Below are 17,012 nucleotides of genomic sequence, written 5' to 3'. Positions count from 1 at the left end.
CGAGAGGACTGGAGGATGTCGAAGAAAACCGATCACAACCTGCTTGTAGGCCTGGATATCGGGACCTCGAAGGTGGTTGCCATTGTCGGTTCGGTGGACCCTGACGGGGCTATCGATATCGTTGGTATCGGATCCCACCCTTCCCGTGGCCTCAAGAAAGGTGTGGTGGTGAATATCGAGTCCACCGTGCTGTCGATCCAGCGCGCGGTGGAGGAGGCCGAGTTGATGGCTGGCTGCCAGATTCACTCTGTCTATGCCGGGATCGCCGGGAGTCATGTCCGCAGCCTCAATTCCCACGGCATCGTGGCCATCCGCGACAAGGAGGTGGGGGCCGCGGATGTAGAGCGGGTCATCGACGCGGCCAGGGCGGTGGCCATTCCCGCCGATCAGAAGATCCTGCATATCCTGCCCCAGGAGTTCGTCATCGATACCCAGGAGGGCATACGCGAGCCTATCGGGATGTCCGGTGTTCGCCTTGAGGCCAAGGTGCACATGGTCACGGGCGCAGTCAGCGCCTCGCAGAACATCGTCAAGTGCATCCGGCGGTGTGGTCTGGAAGTGGACGACATCATCCTCGAGCAGCTGGCCTCGAGTCACGCGGTGCTCACCGATGACGAAAAGGAGCTGGGCGTGTGCCTGGTGGATATCGGTGGCGGCACCACCGACATTGCCATTTTCACCGAGGGCGCGATTCGTCATACCGCCGTCATTCCCATCGCCGGTGACCAGGTCACCAACGATATTGCGGTTGCCCTGCGCACGCCCACCCAGCACGCCGAAGAGATCAAGGTGAAGTACGCCTGCGCGTTGTCCCAGCTGGCCGGGCCGGAAGAGACCATCGAAGTGCCGTCAGTGGGTGATCGACCGGCACGGCGCTTGTCGCGACAGACCCTCGCCGAGGTGGTGGAGCCTCGTTACGAAGAACTCATGACCCTGGTTCACCAGGAACTGCGGCGCAGCGGGTTCGAAGACCTGATTGCTGCGGGCATCGTCCTCACCGGTGGCAGCTCCAAGATGGAGGGCGCCATCGATCTTGCCGAGGAAGTCTTTCATGTGCCGGTCCGGCTTGGCGTTCCCCAGAACGTCACCGGCCTGGCAGATGTCGTGCGTAACCCCATTTACTCAACCGGCGTCGGCCTCTTGCATTTCGGCGCCAACAACCGCGGTCAGCAGCTGAGCGAACTGCAGACCGAAGGCGGCTTCAATGCCGTGCTGGAACGTATGAAGCAATGGTTCAAGGGCAATTTCTGATTCCCGCGGGAATCGAGTCACAGAGCAGCAGGATAGGAGACAGACCAATGTTTGAACTCATGGATTCTTTCAGCCAGAGCGCGGTTATCAAGGTGATCGGTGTCGGTGGTGGCGGCGGCAACGCCGTGCAGCACATGGTGTCCGCCGATATCGACGGTGTGGATTTCATCTGCGCCAACACCGATGCCCAGGCTCTCAAGAACACGGCGGCCAAGACGGTGCTGCAACTCGGCACCAATATCACCAAGGGTCTTGGCGCTGGCGCCAACCCGCAGGTCGGCCGTGACGCAGCCCTCGAGGATCGGGAGCGCATCGCCGAGGTGCTGGAAGGTGCCGACATGGTGTTTATCACCGCTGGCATGGGTGGTGGCACCGGTACCGGAGCGGCACCCGTGGTTGCGGAAATCGCCCGTGAACTCGGCATTCTGACGGTGGCCGTGGTGACCAAGCCGTTCCCCTTCGAGGGCGCCAAGCGGATGCGCGTCGCCATGCAGGGCATCGACGAGTTGTCCCGCAGCGTGGATTCCCTGATCACCATTCCCAACGAGAAGTTGTTGAGTGTGTTGGGCAAAAATCTCACGCTGCTCGATGCCTTCCGCTCCGCTAACGACGTCCTGCTCGGCGCCGTGCGGGGTATTGCCGAGTTGATCACCCGTCCAGGGCTTATCAACGTTGACTTTGCCGACGTTCGCACCGTGATGTCGGAAATGGGTATGGCCGTCATGGGCTCCGGCGCCGCCTCCGGCGAAGGTCGTGCCCGTGAAGCCGCGGAACGCGCCATCGCCTGTCCGCTGCTGGAGGACGTCAATCTTGCCGGTGCCAACGGCATCCTGGTGAATGTCACCGCCGGGATGGATATGGGTATCGGGGAATTCGACGAGGTTGGCCAGGCCATCCGGGAATTCGCCTCCGAGGACGCAACCGTGGTCGTGGGTACGGTTATCGATCCGGAACTGGAGAACGAGCTGCGAGTGACGGTGGTTGCCACGGGTCTTGGTCAACCGCGGGTCGAGCAGAAGGCGCCAGAGTTGCGTACCGTTGCCCGCAAACCCAGTGGCGAGATCGACTACAAAGAGCTGGAAACCCCGGCAGCCATTCGCAAGAAAGCGGCCAACGACAAGTACGGCGACAGCGGCGATATGGACTACCTGGACATCCCGGCTTTCCTGCGACGTCAGGCAGATTGAAGGATGACAGATATGTGAACGGGTACTCGCAGTCGATAGCTGAGCTGCGTTACACTTCGCACCAAATTTGGGCAGTTGCTGTCAACCAATCGGGTATGCTGCGCTGCAGTATACGTGCGAGATTGTTTGCAGTAGAATGACAGCCAATTCCATACGTGTCCGTATTGGACGCGCTTGGCCGATTTTAGAGTCCTGCGACGGGGGGTGGCAGGCACAGGAGTATGATCAAGTCATGATCCGACAACGTACACTCAAGAATGTGATCCGTGCGACCGGCGTGGGGCTGCATACGGGAGACAAGGTCTACCTGACTCTGCTCCCGGCGCCGGCTGACTCCGGCATCGTTTTCCGCCGTGTCGACCTGGATGAGCCGGTTGAAATACCGGCTCATCCGGAGAACGTGGGCGATACCCAGCTATCCACCTGCCTGGTGAAAGATGGTGTACGCGTGTCCACGGTCGAACACCTCCTGTCTGCCCTCGCTGGCCTTGGCATTGATAACGCCGTGGTGGAGCTGAGTGCGGGCGAAGTACCGATCATGGACGGCAGTGCAGGCCCGTTCGTGTTCCTTATCCAGTCCGCTGGTATTCAGGAGCAGGACGCACCCAAGCGGTTTATTCGGGTCAAGAAGCCGATCCGGGTCGAAGATGGCGAGAAATGGGTGAGCTTCGAGCCCTTCGAGGGCTTCAAGGTCGCATTCGCCATTGACTTCAAGCATCCCGCGTTCCGGGATGAGGATCAGGTGGCGGAGGTCGACTTCTCCAGCACCTGTTTCGTCAAGGAAGTGAGCCGGGCGCGTACATTCGGCTTCATGCGCGATATCGAGGCCCTGCAACAGCGACGACTGGCGCTGGGTGGCAGCCTGGATAACGCCATCGTGGTCGATGATTATCGGGTGCTCAACGAGGATGGTCTGCGCTACCGCGATGAGTTCGTGAAGCACAAGATTCTCGATGCAATCGGTGATCTCTACTTGCTCGGTCACAGCGTGATCGGTGCCTTCTCCGGGCACAAGTCGGGCCATGCGCTTAACAATCAGTTATTGCGGGCGTTGCTCAAGGATGAAAGCGCGTGGGAAGAGGTGACGTTCGAGGACACCAATCGGGCGCCGATCTCCTTCGACCAGTCCGTACCTGTGCCAGCGCTGACCTGATGTCAGGTCTTGCCGCCGCCGCTGTTGCGGCGGCTGGCCAGGCGCCGCAACGCTTCGGCCAATGGCTGGTGTGTAGTTGTCTCGGCGGCCCGCTGCAAATGCCGGCCTGCACTGTCGCTTAGTTCCCTGGGGGGCGAGGGCCTCGTTGGTAGCCGGGCTGGTGGTGCAATTTTTACCACTAGCCGTGTGGCGACCCTGCCCGTTTCCATCTGCCTGGCATTTACCGCCCCAAGGATCTCCGTCGCACTGAAGCGCAGTTGTGTTGCCCATGCAGCGCTTGTTGTGGTGACCACTACCTGACGGTTCGAGACAGCAGCCAACTGCCAGCGGCCATGGAAATCGCCGGGCAAGGATTCGGCTATCCGCTTTTCCAACTCGCAGAGCATTCGGGCCTGGCTCGCAATGCGACCAAGTGGTTTGTCGCCCTTTGCGAGCAGTCCTCCAATCGAGGCGGGTTTCGCCTTTGGTGTCTTCACCGGATCCCCCTGGAGATGGCTCCGCAAGCGTTGCCACTGCCTAATAATTTTGCCAGCGATACGGTATCATGTGCCGCTTCCGGCTCGACAGGGTACGGTCGGCAGAATGACCAGCCGCCGCCGTGTGCGACAATCCCGACCGGTCAATCCAGGTGAACTTGTATGTTAGGTGCTATCGCGAGAAAGGTTTTCGGCAGCCGCAATGAGCGGACGATCCGCCGAATGCGCAAAGACGTCGAGCGCATCAATGCGCTCGAAGAGGGTCTAATGGCCCTGTCCGACGCGGACCTTGCTGCTCGAACCCAGGAATTCAAGGATCGGCTCGCCCAGGGAGAAACGCTGGATAGCGTACTGCCCGAGGCGTTCGCGACGGTGCGTGAAGCCTCCCGCCGCGTACTCAAGATGCGCCATTTCGATGTGCAGCTCATCGGTGGCATGGTGCTCAATCAGGGCCGCATCGCCGAGATGAAGACCGGCGAAGGCAAGACGCTGGTGGCCACCCTGGCCGTCTACCTGAACGCACTCGAGGGCAAGGGCGTCCACGTGGTGACGGTGAACGATTACCTGGCACGCCGCGACGCAGAGTGGATGGGCAAGATCTACCAGTTCCTGGGCATGACCACCGGCGTGGTGGTAGCGGGCATGACCCACGAAGACAAGCAGGCAGCCTACCAGGCCGATATCACCTACGGTACGAACAACGAATACGGCTTCGACTATCTGCGTGACAACATGGCGCTGCGGGCCGAGGACCGGGTGCAGCGAGACTTGCACTTCGCCATTGTCGACGAGGTGGATTCCATCCTCATTGACGAGGCACGCACGCCGCTGATCATTTCAGGTGCCGCCGAGGCCTCTTCCCAGCACTACACCACTATCAATCAGCTCGTCCCCCGGCTTGTGCGACAGCAGGAGGAAGAAGGTGATGGGGACTTCTGGATAGAGGAAAAAAGCCGACAGGCCTACCTCACCGAAAGCGGCCATGAGAAAGTCGAACAGATGTTCTCCGAGGCTGGTTTGCTGGAGGAGGGTGAATCCCTCTATGACGCCTCAAACATCGCCCTGATGCATCAGTTCAACGCTGCCTTGCGCGCCCACCATCTGTTCCGGCGGAACGATCATTACATCGTCCGTGACGACCAGGTGATCATCGTGGATGAATTCACCGGCCGTGCCATGCCAGGCCGGCGCTGGTCAGACGGTCTGCACCAGGCGGTGGAAGCGAAAGAGGGCCTTGAGCCGAGGCCGGAAAACCAGACGGTGGCGTCGATCACGTTCCAGAATTACTTCCGGCTCTACGGCAAGCTGGCCGGGATGACCGGTACCGCCGACACCGAAGCCTACGAATTTCAGCATATCTACGGCCTCGAGGTGGTTGCCATACCCACCCACAGGCCCATGGTGCGGGAAGACCACCATGATCTGGTCTACCTGAACCAGAAAGACAAGTTCGCCGCCATCGTCGATGACATCAAGCAGGAGCGGGAGCGCGGTCGGCCCATTCTGGTTGGCACGGCCTCCATCGAAGTGTCGGAACTCGTGGCCAAGCGCCTCGAAGAGGAAAACGTTGCCCATGAAGTGCTGAACGCCAAGCAGCACGATCGGGAGGCGGTGATCATTGCGCAGGCCGGACAGCCCGGTGCCGTGACCATCGCCACCAACATGGCAGGTCGTGGCACGGACATTGTCCTCGGCGGCAATGTCGATGTGGAAATCGCGGCCCTGGAGAATCCGGACGATGCGGCAGTAGAGCAGCTCCGCAAGGACTGGGAGCAGCGTCACCAAAAGGTGGTGGAAGCCGGCGGCTTATACGTCATCGGCACCGAAAGGCACGAGTCGCGGCGTATCGATAATCAGCTGCGCGGCCGTTCGGGGCGGCAGGGTGACCCGGGTGCGACCCGCTTCTACCTGTCCCTGGAGGACAGCCTGCTGCGCATTTTTGCCTCGGATCGCGTCTCGAACATGATGCAGCGCCTGGGCATGGAAGAGGGTGAGGCTATTGAATCCGGTCTGGTCTCCCGGGTGATCGAGAATGCCCAGCGAAAGGTAGAAGCGCACAACTTCGACATCCGCAAGCAGTTGCTTGAATTTGATGACGTCGCCAACGATCAGCGGCGGGTCATCTATAGCCAGCGCAAGGAACTGCTGGAAGCCGAAGAGGTGTCCGAGACCATCAATGCCTGGCGTCACGAAGGCATACTCGGACTGGTTGCGCAGTACGTTCCGCCCGGCAGCATCGAGGAGCAGTGGAACGTCGAGGGTCTGACCGAGGCGCTGGACAAGGATTTCGCCCTTGAGTTGCCGTTGCAGCAATGGCTGGACGACAACGACGACATGGATGAAGAGGGGCTGCACGACCGAATACTCGAGGAGGCCGACAAGGTCTACGCCGAGAAAGAGGACAAGATCGGGTCAGAGACCATGCGTCGTCTCGAGAAGGAGATGATGCTGCGCTACCTCGACCAGCACTGGAAGGAGCACCTCGCGGCAATGGATTACCTGCGGCAGGGTATCCACCTCCGGGGCTACGCACAGCGCAACCCGAAACAGGAGTTCAAGAAAGAAGCCTTCCAGATGTTCACCAATCTTCTGGCGACGGTGCAGCGTTCCGTCGCCCAGGCGGTCCATCGGGTTCGCTTGCTCTCGGCGGAAGAAATGGAGGCCCTGGAGCGTCAGCGACGCCAGATGCAGGAAGCCATGCAGGCGCGCCATGAATCCGCCAGCGCCCTGGCCGAGGATGAGCAGCAGGCGGCCGCTGGCTCCGGTCGGGAAGCCGCTGCGGCCGGTGGTGGCGCCGGGACCTATGTTCGCGACGGGCGCAAGGTCGGTCGCAACGAACCCTGCCCATGCGGGTCCGGGAAAAAGTACAAACAGTGTCACGGCAAGCTCTGAGCGGCTTGCCGTGACACCCCCTCCGTGAGGACGGAACATGCCCGTTGGATTGGGGCCCTTGCCCGAATTGCTGCCAATCAAAGGCGTGCGGCTCGGTGTTGCCTGCGCGGCCATCAAGAAGCCTGATCATCCTGATCTGACTCTGATGGAACTCGCAGCCGGCACACGTGTTGCTGCCGTGTTCACGCGGAATCGATTTCGCGCGGCACCTGTTCAGATTGCCCTCCGTCATCTGACCGCTGCAGCGCCCCGTTGGTTGTTGATCAATACCGGGAACGCCAATGCCGGTACCGGAGCGCGTGGTCTTGCCGACGCCGAGCGGTGCTGTGGTGGCGTGGCAGAACTCGCGGATATGCCCATCGAGTCCGTACTGCCTTTCTCTACCGGCGTGATCGGCGAGCCGCTGGCCGTGGATCGCCTGGTCGGTGCGCTGCCCCAGGCCATGGACGCCTTGCGCCCGGACGGCTGGGCACAGGCAGCCGGTGCAATCCTCACCACCGACACGCTGCCCAAGGCGAGTAGCCGGGAAGTCACGTTGTCTGGTGGCCGTATCCGCCTGACCGGCATGGCCAAGGGTGCGGGCATGATCCGGCCGGACATGGCCACCATGCTTGCCTTCCTCGCCACCGATGCAGGGCTGGAGCAGGAGCTTCTGGACGGAGCCCTGCGTAAGGCGGTGCGTTACTCCTTCAACCGCATCACGGTGGATGGCGACACCTCCACCAACGATGCCTGTGTGCTGGCGGCGACCGGCGGCAGCGGGGTCCGCGTAGACAGCGACGATGACCGAAGACTGTTCCAGGAGGCCCTGGACTCTCTCTGCCGTGAGTTGGCGCAGGCTGTTGTGCGGGATGGTGAGGGCGTGACCCGGTTCATCACCATCGAGGTCCGCGGCGGTGGCAGTGAACGCGAAAGCGAAGCCGTGGCGTACACCATCGCCCATTCGCCGCTGGTGAAGACAGCGGCATTTGCCGGCGATCCGAACTGGGGCCGCATACTCGCAGCCATCGGTCGCAGTGGTATTGATGATCTCGATGTCGGCCGGGTGTGCATCTGGCTTGATGACTATCTGATCGCCGAAAACGGCGGTCGTGCCGCCGACTATCTCGAGTCCGAGGCGGCTCGGCGCATGGCCCGCGAACAGGTCACCATCGGTGTCGATCTTGGCCGTGGGGAGGCAGCAGCCACGGTGTGGACCACCGACTTCTCCTACGAATACGTCCGCATCAACGCCGAATACCGGACATGATCGAGTCCGACCCCTTTGCCGGGCTCCGGGTGGAGTCGGACGGCGTGCATGTGGCGGTGGCTGTCATTCGTGACGGTCAGGGCCGGGTGTTGATTGCCCGTCGTGCGCCGCACGCCCATCAGGGTGGCCGCTGGGAGTTTCCCGGCGGCAAGGTGGAACCCGACGAGGACATCCACGCCGCCTTGCGTCGCGAACTTCGCGAGGAACTGGGCATCGTCCCGCGGCGCATGTTTCCCCTGCTGCGGATTGCCCATCGTTATCCAGAGAAGAAGGTACTCCTGGACGTCTGGGATATCCTCGCCTTCGACGGCGAGCCCACTGGGCGCGAGGGGCAGCCGTTGCGCTGGGTTGCCCCGGCAGCGCTGGAGGAATACCGCTTCCCTGACGCCAATAACCCTATCGTTCGTGCTGTTCGTCTACCACACCAGTACCTGATTTCGCCGCAGCCCGTGCCAGGGGCGGAACGGGACTTTCTGCGGCAACTGCAGCACCGCCTCCTGGCTGGTATACGACTGGTTCAGTTGCGAGCCCATGATCTGGATGACGACGAATATACGCGACTTGCAGAGCAATGCCGGGAACTCTGTCAACGGCATGGGGCGCTCTTGCAGCTGAACAGGGACCCGGGGCTGGCAGCGCAACTCGGCACCGGCCTGCACTTGACCAGCAGACGGCTGAATAGCGTCTCTACCCGTCCGGCCCTGGCTTCCGGGCAACTCCTGTCTGCCTCGTGTCACGATGCGTTGGAGCTGGATCGTGCCGAAGCGCTGCAGGTGGATTTCTGCGTGCTGGGGCCGGTGGAGCGCACAGCAAGCCATCCGGGTGCCGAGCCGCTGGGCTTTCCCGCCTTTGCGGAGCTGATCCGCAATCGCCCCTTCCCGGTATTCGCCCTGGGCGGCATGCGGGCAACGCACCTCGATATTGCCCGGTATCACCGGGCCCAGGGGATTGCGGCCATCAGCGCCCTGTGGAGCCCCTGATACAGGCCTGTCAGCTGCGCGGGTGTCTCAGCGGTGCTCGTCGTTGGCTGGATCGAAGTGTTCCCTCACCTCGTCGAGCATGTCATCCGGCAGTTCCACGCCGGGGATGCGGTGCTCTTCACTCATCCAGCCCCCCAGGTCGATCATCTTGCATCGTTCGCTGCAAAACGGCCGCCAGCGCGACTCACTTTTCCAGGCAACGGGCTTCCGGCAATGGGGGCAATGTATGTATTGAGTCATGGTAGTCACACTCTCGCACGCGTTCAGAGCATGCAGCAGCGCAGGCTGAACTCGACGTCGGTGGATATCTGGGCCGCACGATCCGCCGTGGAGGGTTGCTCCAGAAAGCGGATGGTCACGAAATGCTTGCTGCCACTGATCTCCGCGAACCAGGGGCTGCCTTCCGGCAATTCCACCCGCACCATCTGGTAGGGCGTATTGCGGTCGAGATTGCGTTGGTAGACGCCGTCTCGGGCGACCTGACTGCGCGGCGTGGCACTCTCGCGGACCAGTTGCAGGATGAGATCCGTTGCCTCCTGCACGGCGCGCAGCACGCCGAACCAGTCTTCCAGGGCCTGGCGGCGGCTCTGCGCGGGCAGATGCAACCAGTAATGATAGCCGGGAAGGTCAAATGCGCATGTACCGCCGGCAATGCCGCTGCGTTGGCTCAGGGCGGAGAGTAGCTCGTCCTGGCGGAGGCTGGCGCCGAGCTGCCCCTTGTGTTCCCGCAGACGGTCAAGCAGGCGGTCGCACTCGTTGATGTAGTGGTGCAGGCGGTCGGTGTCGACACCGGGTTTTTCCTCGAGCCGGTGCAGCATCTGCCCGACCCGATCCAGCTCTTTCATGAGTTCGGACTTGACGTCGCCACGGGTGAGGATATCGAGTATTTCAACCAGCGTGCCGAGCGCAAGGCGGCTGTGCCATTCGCTGTCGCCGTCAATGGCGAACCGACTCTGCTGGAACAGATGCTCAAGTCGCATCAGGATCCGCATCCGCTCGTTCAACGGCTGTTCGAAGGCAATGATCGTCCGGCCTTGTACTCCATCCATACTGTCTGGTGCCCGTGGCGCTCGCTTACCCGTGTCGTCACGCATTGTCGCCGACATTGGCCGCCAGTGAAAGGTAGTGCTGATGCAGCGTCTCGACACGGGCCCTCAGGGCGGCCTGCTCGCTGGTGTTCTCGATGACGTCATCGGCGATTGCGAGGCGTTGATCACGCCTGGCCTGGGTGCGCAGTATGGCCCGCGCCGCAGACTCACTGCTGCCATCCCGCTGTTGTAAGCGCGACACCTGTACATGCTCCGGCACATCCACGACGAGCACGCGGGAGAGCAACTCCCGCAGGGCGCCACTTTCCACCAGCAGGGGAATCACCAGCACCACGTAGGGTCCTGCTGCCTCGGTAATCCGCTGTCGGGCCCAGTCAATGATCAGGGGGTGTAGCAGGCTCTCCAGCCATTCGCGTTGCTCCGGCTCATCGAACACCCGCTGTCTCAGAGCGGCCCGATCCAGTGTGCCGTCGGGCTTGAGGATCTGCTTGCCGAAATGCCGGACAATGGCATCCAGCCCGGTCTGCCCTGGAGCGACGACGGCGCGCGCACCGATATCGGTATCAACAACAGTGGCGCCCAGGCTGGCGAAGAGATCAGAAACCGTGGTCTTGCCGCTGGCAATCCCGCCGGTCAATCCGACGACGAACATGGCGTACTCCTGATTACCTGTCAGGCGAGCCCGGAAATTGAAAGATAGAAGTTGGTCAGGTCGTCACCCCACAATAGGGCGAGCCAGCCTGCGCCCGCAAGATAGGGGCCGAAGGGAATGGGCAGCTGACGGTCGCGCCCGAGCAGCAGAATCATGAGTATGCCGGCGACGGCACCCACCAGGGCGGATAGCAGAATGATGACTGGCAAGGCCGCCCAGCCCAGCCAAGCTCCCAGCAGGGCAAGCAGCTTGAAGTCACCGTAACCCATGCCCTCCTTGCCCGTGGCCAGGCGAAAGGCCTGAAATACCAGCCATAGGCTCAGGTAGCCCGCGACGGCGCCGAGAATGGCGTCCGTCGGGCTGACAAAAACGGGTACAAGCGCCAGGATCAACCCCAGCCAAAGCGCCGGCAGGGTCATGTTGTCCGGCAGGATCTGGTGGTCGATGTCGATGCCGGAGAGCGCAATGAGTACCCAGGTCAGGATCAGGGCGGGGAACAACTCCACGCCCCAGCCCAATTGCCAGGCGACAATGGCGGAGAGTAGTCCGGTGGCCAGTTCCACGGCAGGGTAACGGGGGCTGATGGCAGCCCCGCAGCCGCTGCACTTGCCGCGAAGCACAACCCAGCTCAGCACCGGGATGTTCTCCCAGGGCTTGATGCCATGGCCGCAGTTCGGGCAGTGCGAGGCAGGGCGGACCAGGTTGAACGGCTCGGTATCGGCGCTGTCCGCGGGTTGCTCGAGAATCTCGCGAGCCTGGGCGCGCCATTCACGGAACAGCATCTGCGGAGCCCGCAGAATAACCACGTTGAGAAAGCTGCCTACCAGCAACCCGAGCAACAGGGTTGCGGTGATCAGCAACGCAGGTGAGTGTTCCAGCGCTGCAAGCGCGGACATCAAGCAGTGTCCTTCTTGTTCTGAATGGGCAGCTCGATCAGATCACCGAGCCCATCTGGAAGATCGGCAGATACATGGCCACCACCAGGCCACCCACCAGCACGCCGAGTATGACCATGATCATGGGTTCGAGCAGGCTGCTCAGGCTATCGATCAGGTTGTCCACTTCTTCTTCGTAGAAGTCGGCAACCTTGGCCAGCATGCTGTCCAGAGAGCCGGACTCCTCGCCGATGGCCGTCATCTGGATGACCATGTTCGGAAACAGATTGGTCAGGCGCATGGACGTCTGCAGCTGCTGACCGCTGGCCACCTGCTCTTTCATTTGCAACACGGCCTGGCTATACACGTAGTTGCCAGTGGCGCCGGAGACGGATTCCAGGGCATCCACCAGCGGAACGCCAGCGGCGAACATGGTGGAAAGGGTGCGCGCGTAGCGGGCCACTGCCGCCTTGTGGAGAATCTGTCCGATGACCGGAATGCGTAGAGAGACCCGGTCGAGGAAGTGGACGAATTTGGGTGATCGTTTCTTGGCCTCGACAAAGCCGACGCCAAGGGCGACCAGAACCACCAGGATGACGAGCCCGTTGGCCTGCATGAAGTCGGAAAGGGTGACCACAAACTGGGTGAATACCGGCAGATCGGCACCGAAGCCCTGAAACAGGGACTGAAACTGTGGCACCACGAAATACAGCAGCAGCGCTGTTACTGCAAAGGCCACTACCAGAACCGCCGTGGGGTAGAAAAGTGCCTTCTTGATCTTTTTCTTGATCGATTCCGTTTTCTCGAGATAGGTCGCGAGTTTGTCCAGCAGGGTGTCGAGCACACCGGCGGCCTCACCGGCCTGCACGAGGTTGCAGAACAGTTCGTTGAAGTGGCGTGGGTGCTTGCCCAGGGACTCGCTCAGGTTGCTGCCGCCCTCGACGTCGGTCTTGATCTCCATGACCAGATCGCGCATGGCCGGGTTCTCATGGCCCCGACCGACGATATCCAGACCCTGCACCAGCGGTACGCCGGCGCTCATCATGGTGGCGAGCTGGCGGCTGAACACGGCAATGTCGCCGGCGGTGATCTTCTTGCGGCCCTTGCCCAGGGCAGCGAGCGCCGATTTCTTGCGCACGGCCTTGGGCTGAATGCCCTGCCGGCGCAACTCGGCCTTCATCATGGTGACGTTGGCAGCCTGTGCCTCACCCTTGACCTTCTCGCCTCGCTTGTCGGTCCCTTCCCAGACAAACGTCGGAATTTTCGCTGCCTTCTGAGCCATGGCTGCGTCCTTGGTTGTTCTCGCTAATCCTTGGTCACGCGGTTGATCTCTTCCAGGCTGGTCATGCCCTGCATGACCTTCATCAAACCGGATCGCCGGAGGTCGTTGATACCCTCCTTGCGAGCCTGATCCTCAAGTTCCAGCGAGTTACCGCCAGACATGATGATGCGTTCCATGGCTTCTGAAACCGGCATGACCTGGTAGAGACCGACACGACCCTTGTAGCCCAGGGTGCACTGATCGCAGCCCTTGGGCCCGTAAATGGTGAGATCCTTGATGTCCGTCTCGGTGAAACCCTCGTCGAGCAGGGTTTCCTTGGGGATGTCCTGTGGTTCCTTGCAATTGCTGCACAGGCGACGGGCCAGACGCTGCGCAATGATCAGGTTAACCGAAGACGCAATGTTGTAGGGCGGTACACCCATGTTCGCCAGCCGGGTCAGTGTCTGTGGTGCGTCATTGGTGTGCAGTGTTGACAGCACCATGTGGCCGGTCTGTGCTGCCTTGATGGCGATCTCCGCCGTTTCCAGGTCACGGATTTCACCCACCATGATGATATCCGGGTCCTGGCGCAGGAAGGCGCGCAAAGCCGAGGGGAAGGTGAGCCCCGCCTTCACGTTCAGGTTGACCTGGTTAATGCCCTGGAGGTTGATTTCAACCGGATCCTCAACGGTGGAGATATTGCGATCCTCGGTATTGAGTATGTTCAATGCCGTGTACAGCGAGACGGTTTTACCGCTACCCGTTGGGCCGGTGACCAGCACCATCCCGTAGGGTTTATGAATGGCATCCATAAACAGTTCTTTCTGCTCGGGCTCATAGCCGAGCACGTCGATGCCGAGCATGGCCTGGCTCGGATCGAGAATACGCAGCACCAGCTTCTCGCCGAACAGGGTCGGACAACTGTTGACACGAAAATCGATGGCCCGGGTCTTGGAGAGCTTCATCTTGATGCGCCCGTCCTGGGGCACCCGGCGCTCGGCGATGTCCATGCGGGACATGACCTTGATGCGGGCGGAAATCCGCGGCGCAAGACCAAGCGGCGGGCTGGCAACGGTGCGCAGCATGCCGTCTTGGCGGAAGCGCACCCGGAAGGACTTCTCGTAGGGTTCGAAATGAACGTCCGACGCACCCTTGTTGATGGCGTCAAGCAACACCTTGTTCACGAAGCGCACCACCGGCGCATCGTCGGCGTCGGCTTCCGTCACGTCGCCGCTGGGTCCGGCTTCATCGCCGCCGCTAACCGACAGATTCTCGAGGTCCTCGTCGAGATCCTGGTCGGTGAATCCGCCGCCCGGGTCTTCCAGCGCCTTGTCGAGGAAGCGGACCAGCTTGTCCTGTTCCACCAGTACCGGCTCGGTGGTCAGTCCGGTGTGGAATTTGAATTCGTCCAGCGCATCCAGGTTGGTCGGGTCGGAAACAGCGACGAACAGCCGCTTGCCCCGCTTGAACAACGGCAATGCCTGGTGATGACGTATCAGCTTTTCACTGACCAGGTTGGTGACCTGCTGATCGAGTTCGACCACCGCCAGGTCAATGAGCGGCACGCCAAACTCGTTCGCCGCCGCATGAGCAAGATCCTGGGCGGTGACGAGCTTCTGCTCCACAAGGTGAGCCACCAGCGGCGCTTTTGCCTTGCGCGCTGACTCGATTGCCTGCCGAGTGAGTTCTTCATCCAGTAGGCCGTCGCGAACGAGGCGACCTGCCAGACCACTGAGTTTGATTGTGGGATTCGCTGTCGCCATGCGTCTCTTGATCTGCCCCGGCCCTGGCCTACGGTTTTTCTTCGCCTCGAAGTGAGGCCCATCACCGCCGCACCACTATAAACGAAGGGCTTCGGCGATAGGAACGGCGAATCCTCGGGATTGTGAAGGGGTTGGCAGGTTTTGCACACCCGGGTCTTCACATCAGGGAGATTGCTTCAGACAAAAAAAGCCCGCCGTGAAGGCGGGCCAGTCGTGGAGGAGACCCTGCTGCTAGCCGTCGAGCAGACCTTCTGCGATTAGTGTTTCGCGGATGTGTGCCAACGACTCCGGATTGGTCAGAGCGCCCAGATTGCCTGGGTCCTTCTCGCCCTGTAGCAACCGCGCAACAGCGATCTCCACTTTCTTGCCGCTGCGGGTGTACGGAATGTCATTCACTGCGATCAGGTGCGATGGTACGTGCCGCGGACTGGCGTTGGATCGAATCCGGTCGCGGATCAGCTTGCGCAATGCCGGCGTCAGCGACTCGCCTTGGGCCAGAGTCACCAGCAGCACCACTTCCACGTCGCCATCGACGGGGCGCCCAACCACCAGACTGTCGGCGATCGCCTCGATGGTCTCCACCTGTCGGTAGATCTCGGCGGTTCCGATGCGTACACCGCCGGGGTTCAGGGTGGCGTCAGAGCGGCCATAAATGATGGCGCCGCCCGATGGCGTGAAGCGCACGAAATCACCGTGGGCCCAGACACCCTCGAAGGTCTCGAAGTAGGCGCCGCGGTACCGGGCTCCATCGGCGTCCTGCCAGAATCCAACCGGCATGGAAGGCAGCGGCTGCCGGCAGACCAGCTCACCGCGGCCGTCCTCCAGTGCCTGGCCGTCCGGGGAGTAGGCCACCGCATCGACACCAAGCAGGCGGCACTGGATCTCGCCGCGGCGCACCGGGAGCATGGGGTTGCTGCCGACAAAGCAGCCGCAGATGTCGGTCCCGCCGGCGATGGAGCCGAGCAGGATCTCCCGCGACACATTGTCGTAGAACCAGTCGTAGTCCTCCGGCAGCAGGGGAGAGCCGGTGGAGAACACCACGCGCAAGTGATCCAGGTTCTCGGTCTTGCCGGGAGTGAGTTCACGCTTGCGGCAGCCGGCGAGGAAGCGGGCGCTGGTGCCGAAATGGGTCAGATTCTCGCTGTCGATCAGTCGCCAGAGCATGCCCAGGTCCGGATAGGCCGGGGAGCCGTCGTAGGTCATCACGCTCGCACCAGTCAACAATACCGAGGCCTGCCAGTTCCACATCATCCAGCCACAGGTGGTGAAGTAGAGAAAGCGGTCTCCGGGACCGACATCGCCGTGCAGGATCAGCTCTTTCGCGTGATTCAGCAGTAGGCCGCCGGCGCCATGGACGATGCACTTGGGTTTTCCCGTTGTGCCGGATGAATAGAGTATGTACACGGGATGGTCGGCGGGCAGGGGGGTGAAACTCGGCTCCTCTCCCTGGTGCGCGGACAGGGCGTCATCCCAGGCGACGAAGCGATCGCCGTCGGGTAGCCCGGTACCGGGGAGCTGGTCCACCACCACGACCTTGCGCACGGTGTCGAGCCGCCCGGCCAGTGTCTGCAATTGCTCCAGGCGGTTGAAGGTCTTGCCGCCGAAGCCATAGCCGTTCACGGCCACCAGTATGGTGGGTTCGATCTGGCCGAAGCGATCGTGAGTGGCTTCGGTGCCGAAGTCGGGTGACGCCGACGACCAGATCGCCCCGAGGCTTGTGGTGGCCAGCATGGCCACCATGGTTTCATAGCCATTGGCCACCAGCCCGGCTACGCGATCGCCGGTCTTGACCCCTTGGGCGCGCAGGAAGCCTTCGAATGCGCCGACGTCGGCATGGAGCTCGCGGTACGTCTTGCGCAGGGTCGGCCGGCATTCGGCCACGGCGACGATGGCCTCGCGGTCCGCGTTTTCGCCCTGGGCATGGCGCAGCAGGTTTGCGGCGAAGTTGAGACGAGCGCCGGGGAGCCACTCGGCCCCTGGCATGTCCCGCTTGCCGAGCATGGCCCTGGGCGCCGTCTCGGCGGAGAGCCCGCAATAGCGCCAAATGGATTTCCAGAACGCCTCCAGGTCGCTGATGGACCAGGCGTGCAGGGACGCGTAATCATCAAAGCTTCCGTAACCCTCGGCAGCCAACCAGCGCAGGTAGTCGGCCATCCGGCTGTCTTGCAGTTGGGCGTTGCCGGGTGTCCAGAGGATTTCGTCGCTCGTTGTCATGGCTGTGGAT

Annotated in this window: 14 protein-coding genes; 6 read left to right on the top strand and 8 right to left on the bottom strand. The window is 61.8% G+C overall.

What is annotated here, in order from left to right:
• Positions 1 to 15: 15 nt before the first annotated feature.
• The 3 genes from ftsA (at position 16) to lpxC (ending at position 3,591) form a co-directional block, all read left to right on the top strand.
• A complete protein-coding gene (ftsA, locus tag J2T57_RS04705; RefSeq protein WP_253475031.1) occupies positions 16 to 1,251 on the top strand; it encodes a cell division protein FtsA in 1,236 nt (411 codons plus the stop codon).
• A 47-nt stretch (positions 1,252 to 1,298) separates the two neighbouring features.
• The gene (gene ftsZ, locus J2T57_RS04700) at positions 1,299 to 2,438 is read left to right on the top strand and encodes a cell division protein FtsZ (protein WP_253475028.1); all 1,140 of its coding nucleotides are present in this window, start codon (positions 1,299 to 1,301) and stop codon (positions 2,436 to 2,438) included.
• A gap of 232 nt (positions 2,439 to 2,670) precedes the next feature.
• On the top strand, positions 2,671 to 3,591 hold the full coding sequence (gene lpxC / locus J2T57_RS04695; RefSeq protein WP_253475025.1) for a UDP-3-O-acyl-N-acetylglucosamine deacetylase: 921 nt from the start codon (positions 2,671 to 2,673) through the stop codon (positions 3,589 to 3,591).
• A gap of 2 nt (positions 3,592 to 3,593) precedes the next feature.
• On the opposite strand, the gene J2T57_RS04690 is transcribed toward lpxC, so the two are convergent.
• Entirely contained in the window at positions 3,594 to 4,067 is a 474-nt protein-coding gene (locus J2T57_RS04690) for a DciA family protein (RefSeq protein ID WP_253475023.1), read from the bottom strand.
• Positions 4,068 to 4,229: 162 nt separating this feature from the next.
• Here J2T57_RS04690 and secA point away from each other — a divergent pair, with 162 nt between their 5' ends.
• From secA to J2T57_RS04675, 3 genes are read left to right on the top strand one after another with little or no spacing between them, the layout of a single operon-like run.
• Entirely contained in the window at positions 4,230 to 6,959 is a 2,730-nt protein-coding gene (secA, locus tag J2T57_RS04685; protein WP_253475020.1) for a preprotein translocase subunit SecA, read from the top strand.
• 37 nt (positions 6,960 to 6,996) lie between these two features.
• A complete protein-coding gene (gene argJ, locus J2T57_RS04680) occupies positions 6,997 to 8,208 on the top strand; it encodes a bifunctional glutamate N-acetyltransferase/amino-acid acetyltransferase ArgJ (RefSeq protein ID WP_253475017.1) in 1,212 nt (403 codons plus the stop codon).
• On the top strand, positions 8,205 to 9,188 hold the full coding sequence (locus tag J2T57_RS04675) for a Nudix family hydrolase (protein ID WP_253475014.1): 984 nt from the start codon (positions 8,205 to 8,207) through the stop codon (positions 9,186 to 9,188). The genes argJ and J2T57_RS04675 overlap by 4 nt, the downstream gene beginning before the upstream one ends.
• 27 nt (positions 9,189 to 9,215) lie before the next feature.
• On the opposite strand, the gene J2T57_RS04670 is transcribed toward J2T57_RS04675, so the two are convergent.
• The 7 genes from J2T57_RS04670 to J2T57_RS04640 all read right to left on the bottom strand — a co-directional run bounded on the left by J2T57_RS04670 (position 9,216) and on the right by J2T57_RS04640 (position 17,002).
• On the bottom strand, positions 9,216 to 9,428 hold the full coding sequence (locus tag J2T57_RS04670; protein ID WP_253475011.1) for a DNA gyrase inhibitor YacG: 213 nt from the start codon (positions 9,426 to 9,428) through the stop codon (positions 9,216 to 9,218).
• A gap of 23 nt (positions 9,429 to 9,451) precedes the next feature.
• A complete protein-coding gene (zapD, locus tag J2T57_RS04665) occupies positions 9,452 to 10,237 on the bottom strand; it encodes a cell division protein ZapD (RefSeq protein WP_253475008.1) in 786 nt (261 codons plus the stop codon).
• A 37-nt stretch (positions 10,238 to 10,274) separates the two neighbouring features.
• Positions 10,275 to 10,889: a dephospho-CoA kinase gene (gene coaE / locus J2T57_RS04660; protein ID WP_253475005.1), complete on the bottom strand. Its 615-nt coding sequence runs from the start codon at positions 10,887 to 10,889 to the stop codon at positions 10,275 to 10,277.
• A 20-nt stretch (positions 10,890 to 10,909) separates the two neighbouring features.
• A complete protein-coding gene (locus tag J2T57_RS04655) occupies positions 10,910 to 11,785 on the bottom strand; it encodes a prepilin peptidase (protein ID WP_253475002.1) in 876 nt (291 codons plus the stop codon).
• Between the two features lie 37 nt (positions 11,786 to 11,822).
• Positions 11,823 to 13,046 (bottom strand): type II secretion system F family protein, encoded by a 1,224-nt coding sequence (locus tag J2T57_RS04650; RefSeq protein ID WP_253474999.1) that lies wholly within the window; start codon positions 13,044 to 13,046, stop codon positions 11,823 to 11,825.
• Positions 13,047 to 13,069: 23 nt separating this feature from the next.
• Positions 13,070 to 14,788, bottom strand: coding sequence for a type IV-A pilus assembly ATPase PilB (gene pilB / locus J2T57_RS04645; protein WP_253474996.1), 1,719 nt, complete (start codon positions 14,786 to 14,788; stop codon positions 13,070 to 13,072).
• A gap of 231 nt (positions 14,789 to 15,019) precedes the next feature.
• Positions 15,020 to 17,002, bottom strand: a complete 1,983-nt coding sequence (locus J2T57_RS04640) for an acetoacetate--CoA ligase (RefSeq protein WP_253474993.1) — start codon at positions 17,000 to 17,002, stop codon at positions 15,020 to 15,022.
• Positions 17,003 to 17,012: the final 10 nt, after the last annotated feature.

The sequence above is a fragment of the Natronocella acetinitrilica genome (genome assembly GCF_024170285.1).
GTDB classification, from domain to species: Bacteria; Pseudomonadota; Gammaproteobacteria; order Nitrococcales; family Aquisalimonadaceae; genus Natronocella; species Natronocella acetinitrilica.
This window is presented reverse-complemented; position numbering and strand designations above follow the sequence as displayed.

Excerpts from the sequence above, each read along its gene's own strand:
- ftsA (WP_253475031.1), top strand. The coding sequence starts at position 16 with ATGTCGAAGAAAACCGATCACAACCTGCTTGTAGGCCTGGATATCGGG.
- ftsZ (WP_253475028.1), top strand. The coding sequence starts at position 1,299 with ATGTTTGAACTCATGGATTCTTTCAGCCAGAGCGCGGTTATCAAGGTG.
- lpxC (WP_253475025.1), top strand. The coding sequence starts at position 2,671 with ATGATCCGACAACGTACACTCAAGAATGTGATCCGTGCGACCGGCGTG.
- secA (WP_253475020.1), top strand. The coding sequence starts at position 4,230 with ATGTTAGGTGCTATCGCGAGAAAGGTTTTCGGCAGCCGCAATGAGCGG.
- argJ (WP_253475017.1), top strand. The coding sequence starts at position 6,997 with ATGCCCGTTGGATTGGGGCCCTTGCCCGAATTGCTGCCAATCAAAGGC.
- J2T57_RS04675 (WP_253475014.1), top strand. The coding sequence starts at position 8,205 with ATGATCGAGTCCGACCCCTTTGCCGGGCTCCGGGTGGAGTCGGACGGC.
- J2T57_RS04670 (WP_253475011.1), bottom strand. The coding sequence starts at position 9,428 with ATGACTCAATACATACATTGCCCCCATTGCCGGAAGCCCGTTGCCTGG.
- zapD (WP_253475008.1), bottom strand. The coding sequence starts at position 10,237 with ATGGATGGAGTACAAGGCCGGACGATCATTGCCTTCGAACAGCCGTTG.
- coaE (WP_253475005.1), bottom strand. The coding sequence starts at position 10,889 with ATGTTCGTCGTCGGATTGACCGGCGGGATTGCCAGCGGCAAGACCACG.
- J2T57_RS04655 (WP_253475002.1), bottom strand. The coding sequence starts at position 11,785 with ATGTCCGCGCTTGCAGCGCTGGAACACTCACCTGCGTTGCTGATCACC.
- J2T57_RS04650 (WP_253474999.1), bottom strand. The coding sequence starts at position 13,046 with ATGGCTCAGAAGGCAGCGAAAATTCCGACGTTTGTCTGGGAAGGGACC.
- pilB (WP_253474996.1), bottom strand. The coding sequence starts at position 14,788 with ATGGCGACAGCGAATCCCACAATCAAACTCAGTGGTCTGGCAGGTCGC.
- J2T57_RS04640 (WP_253474993.1), bottom strand. The coding sequence starts at position 17,002 with ATGACAACGAGCGACGAAATCCTCTGGACACCCGGCAACGCCCAACTG.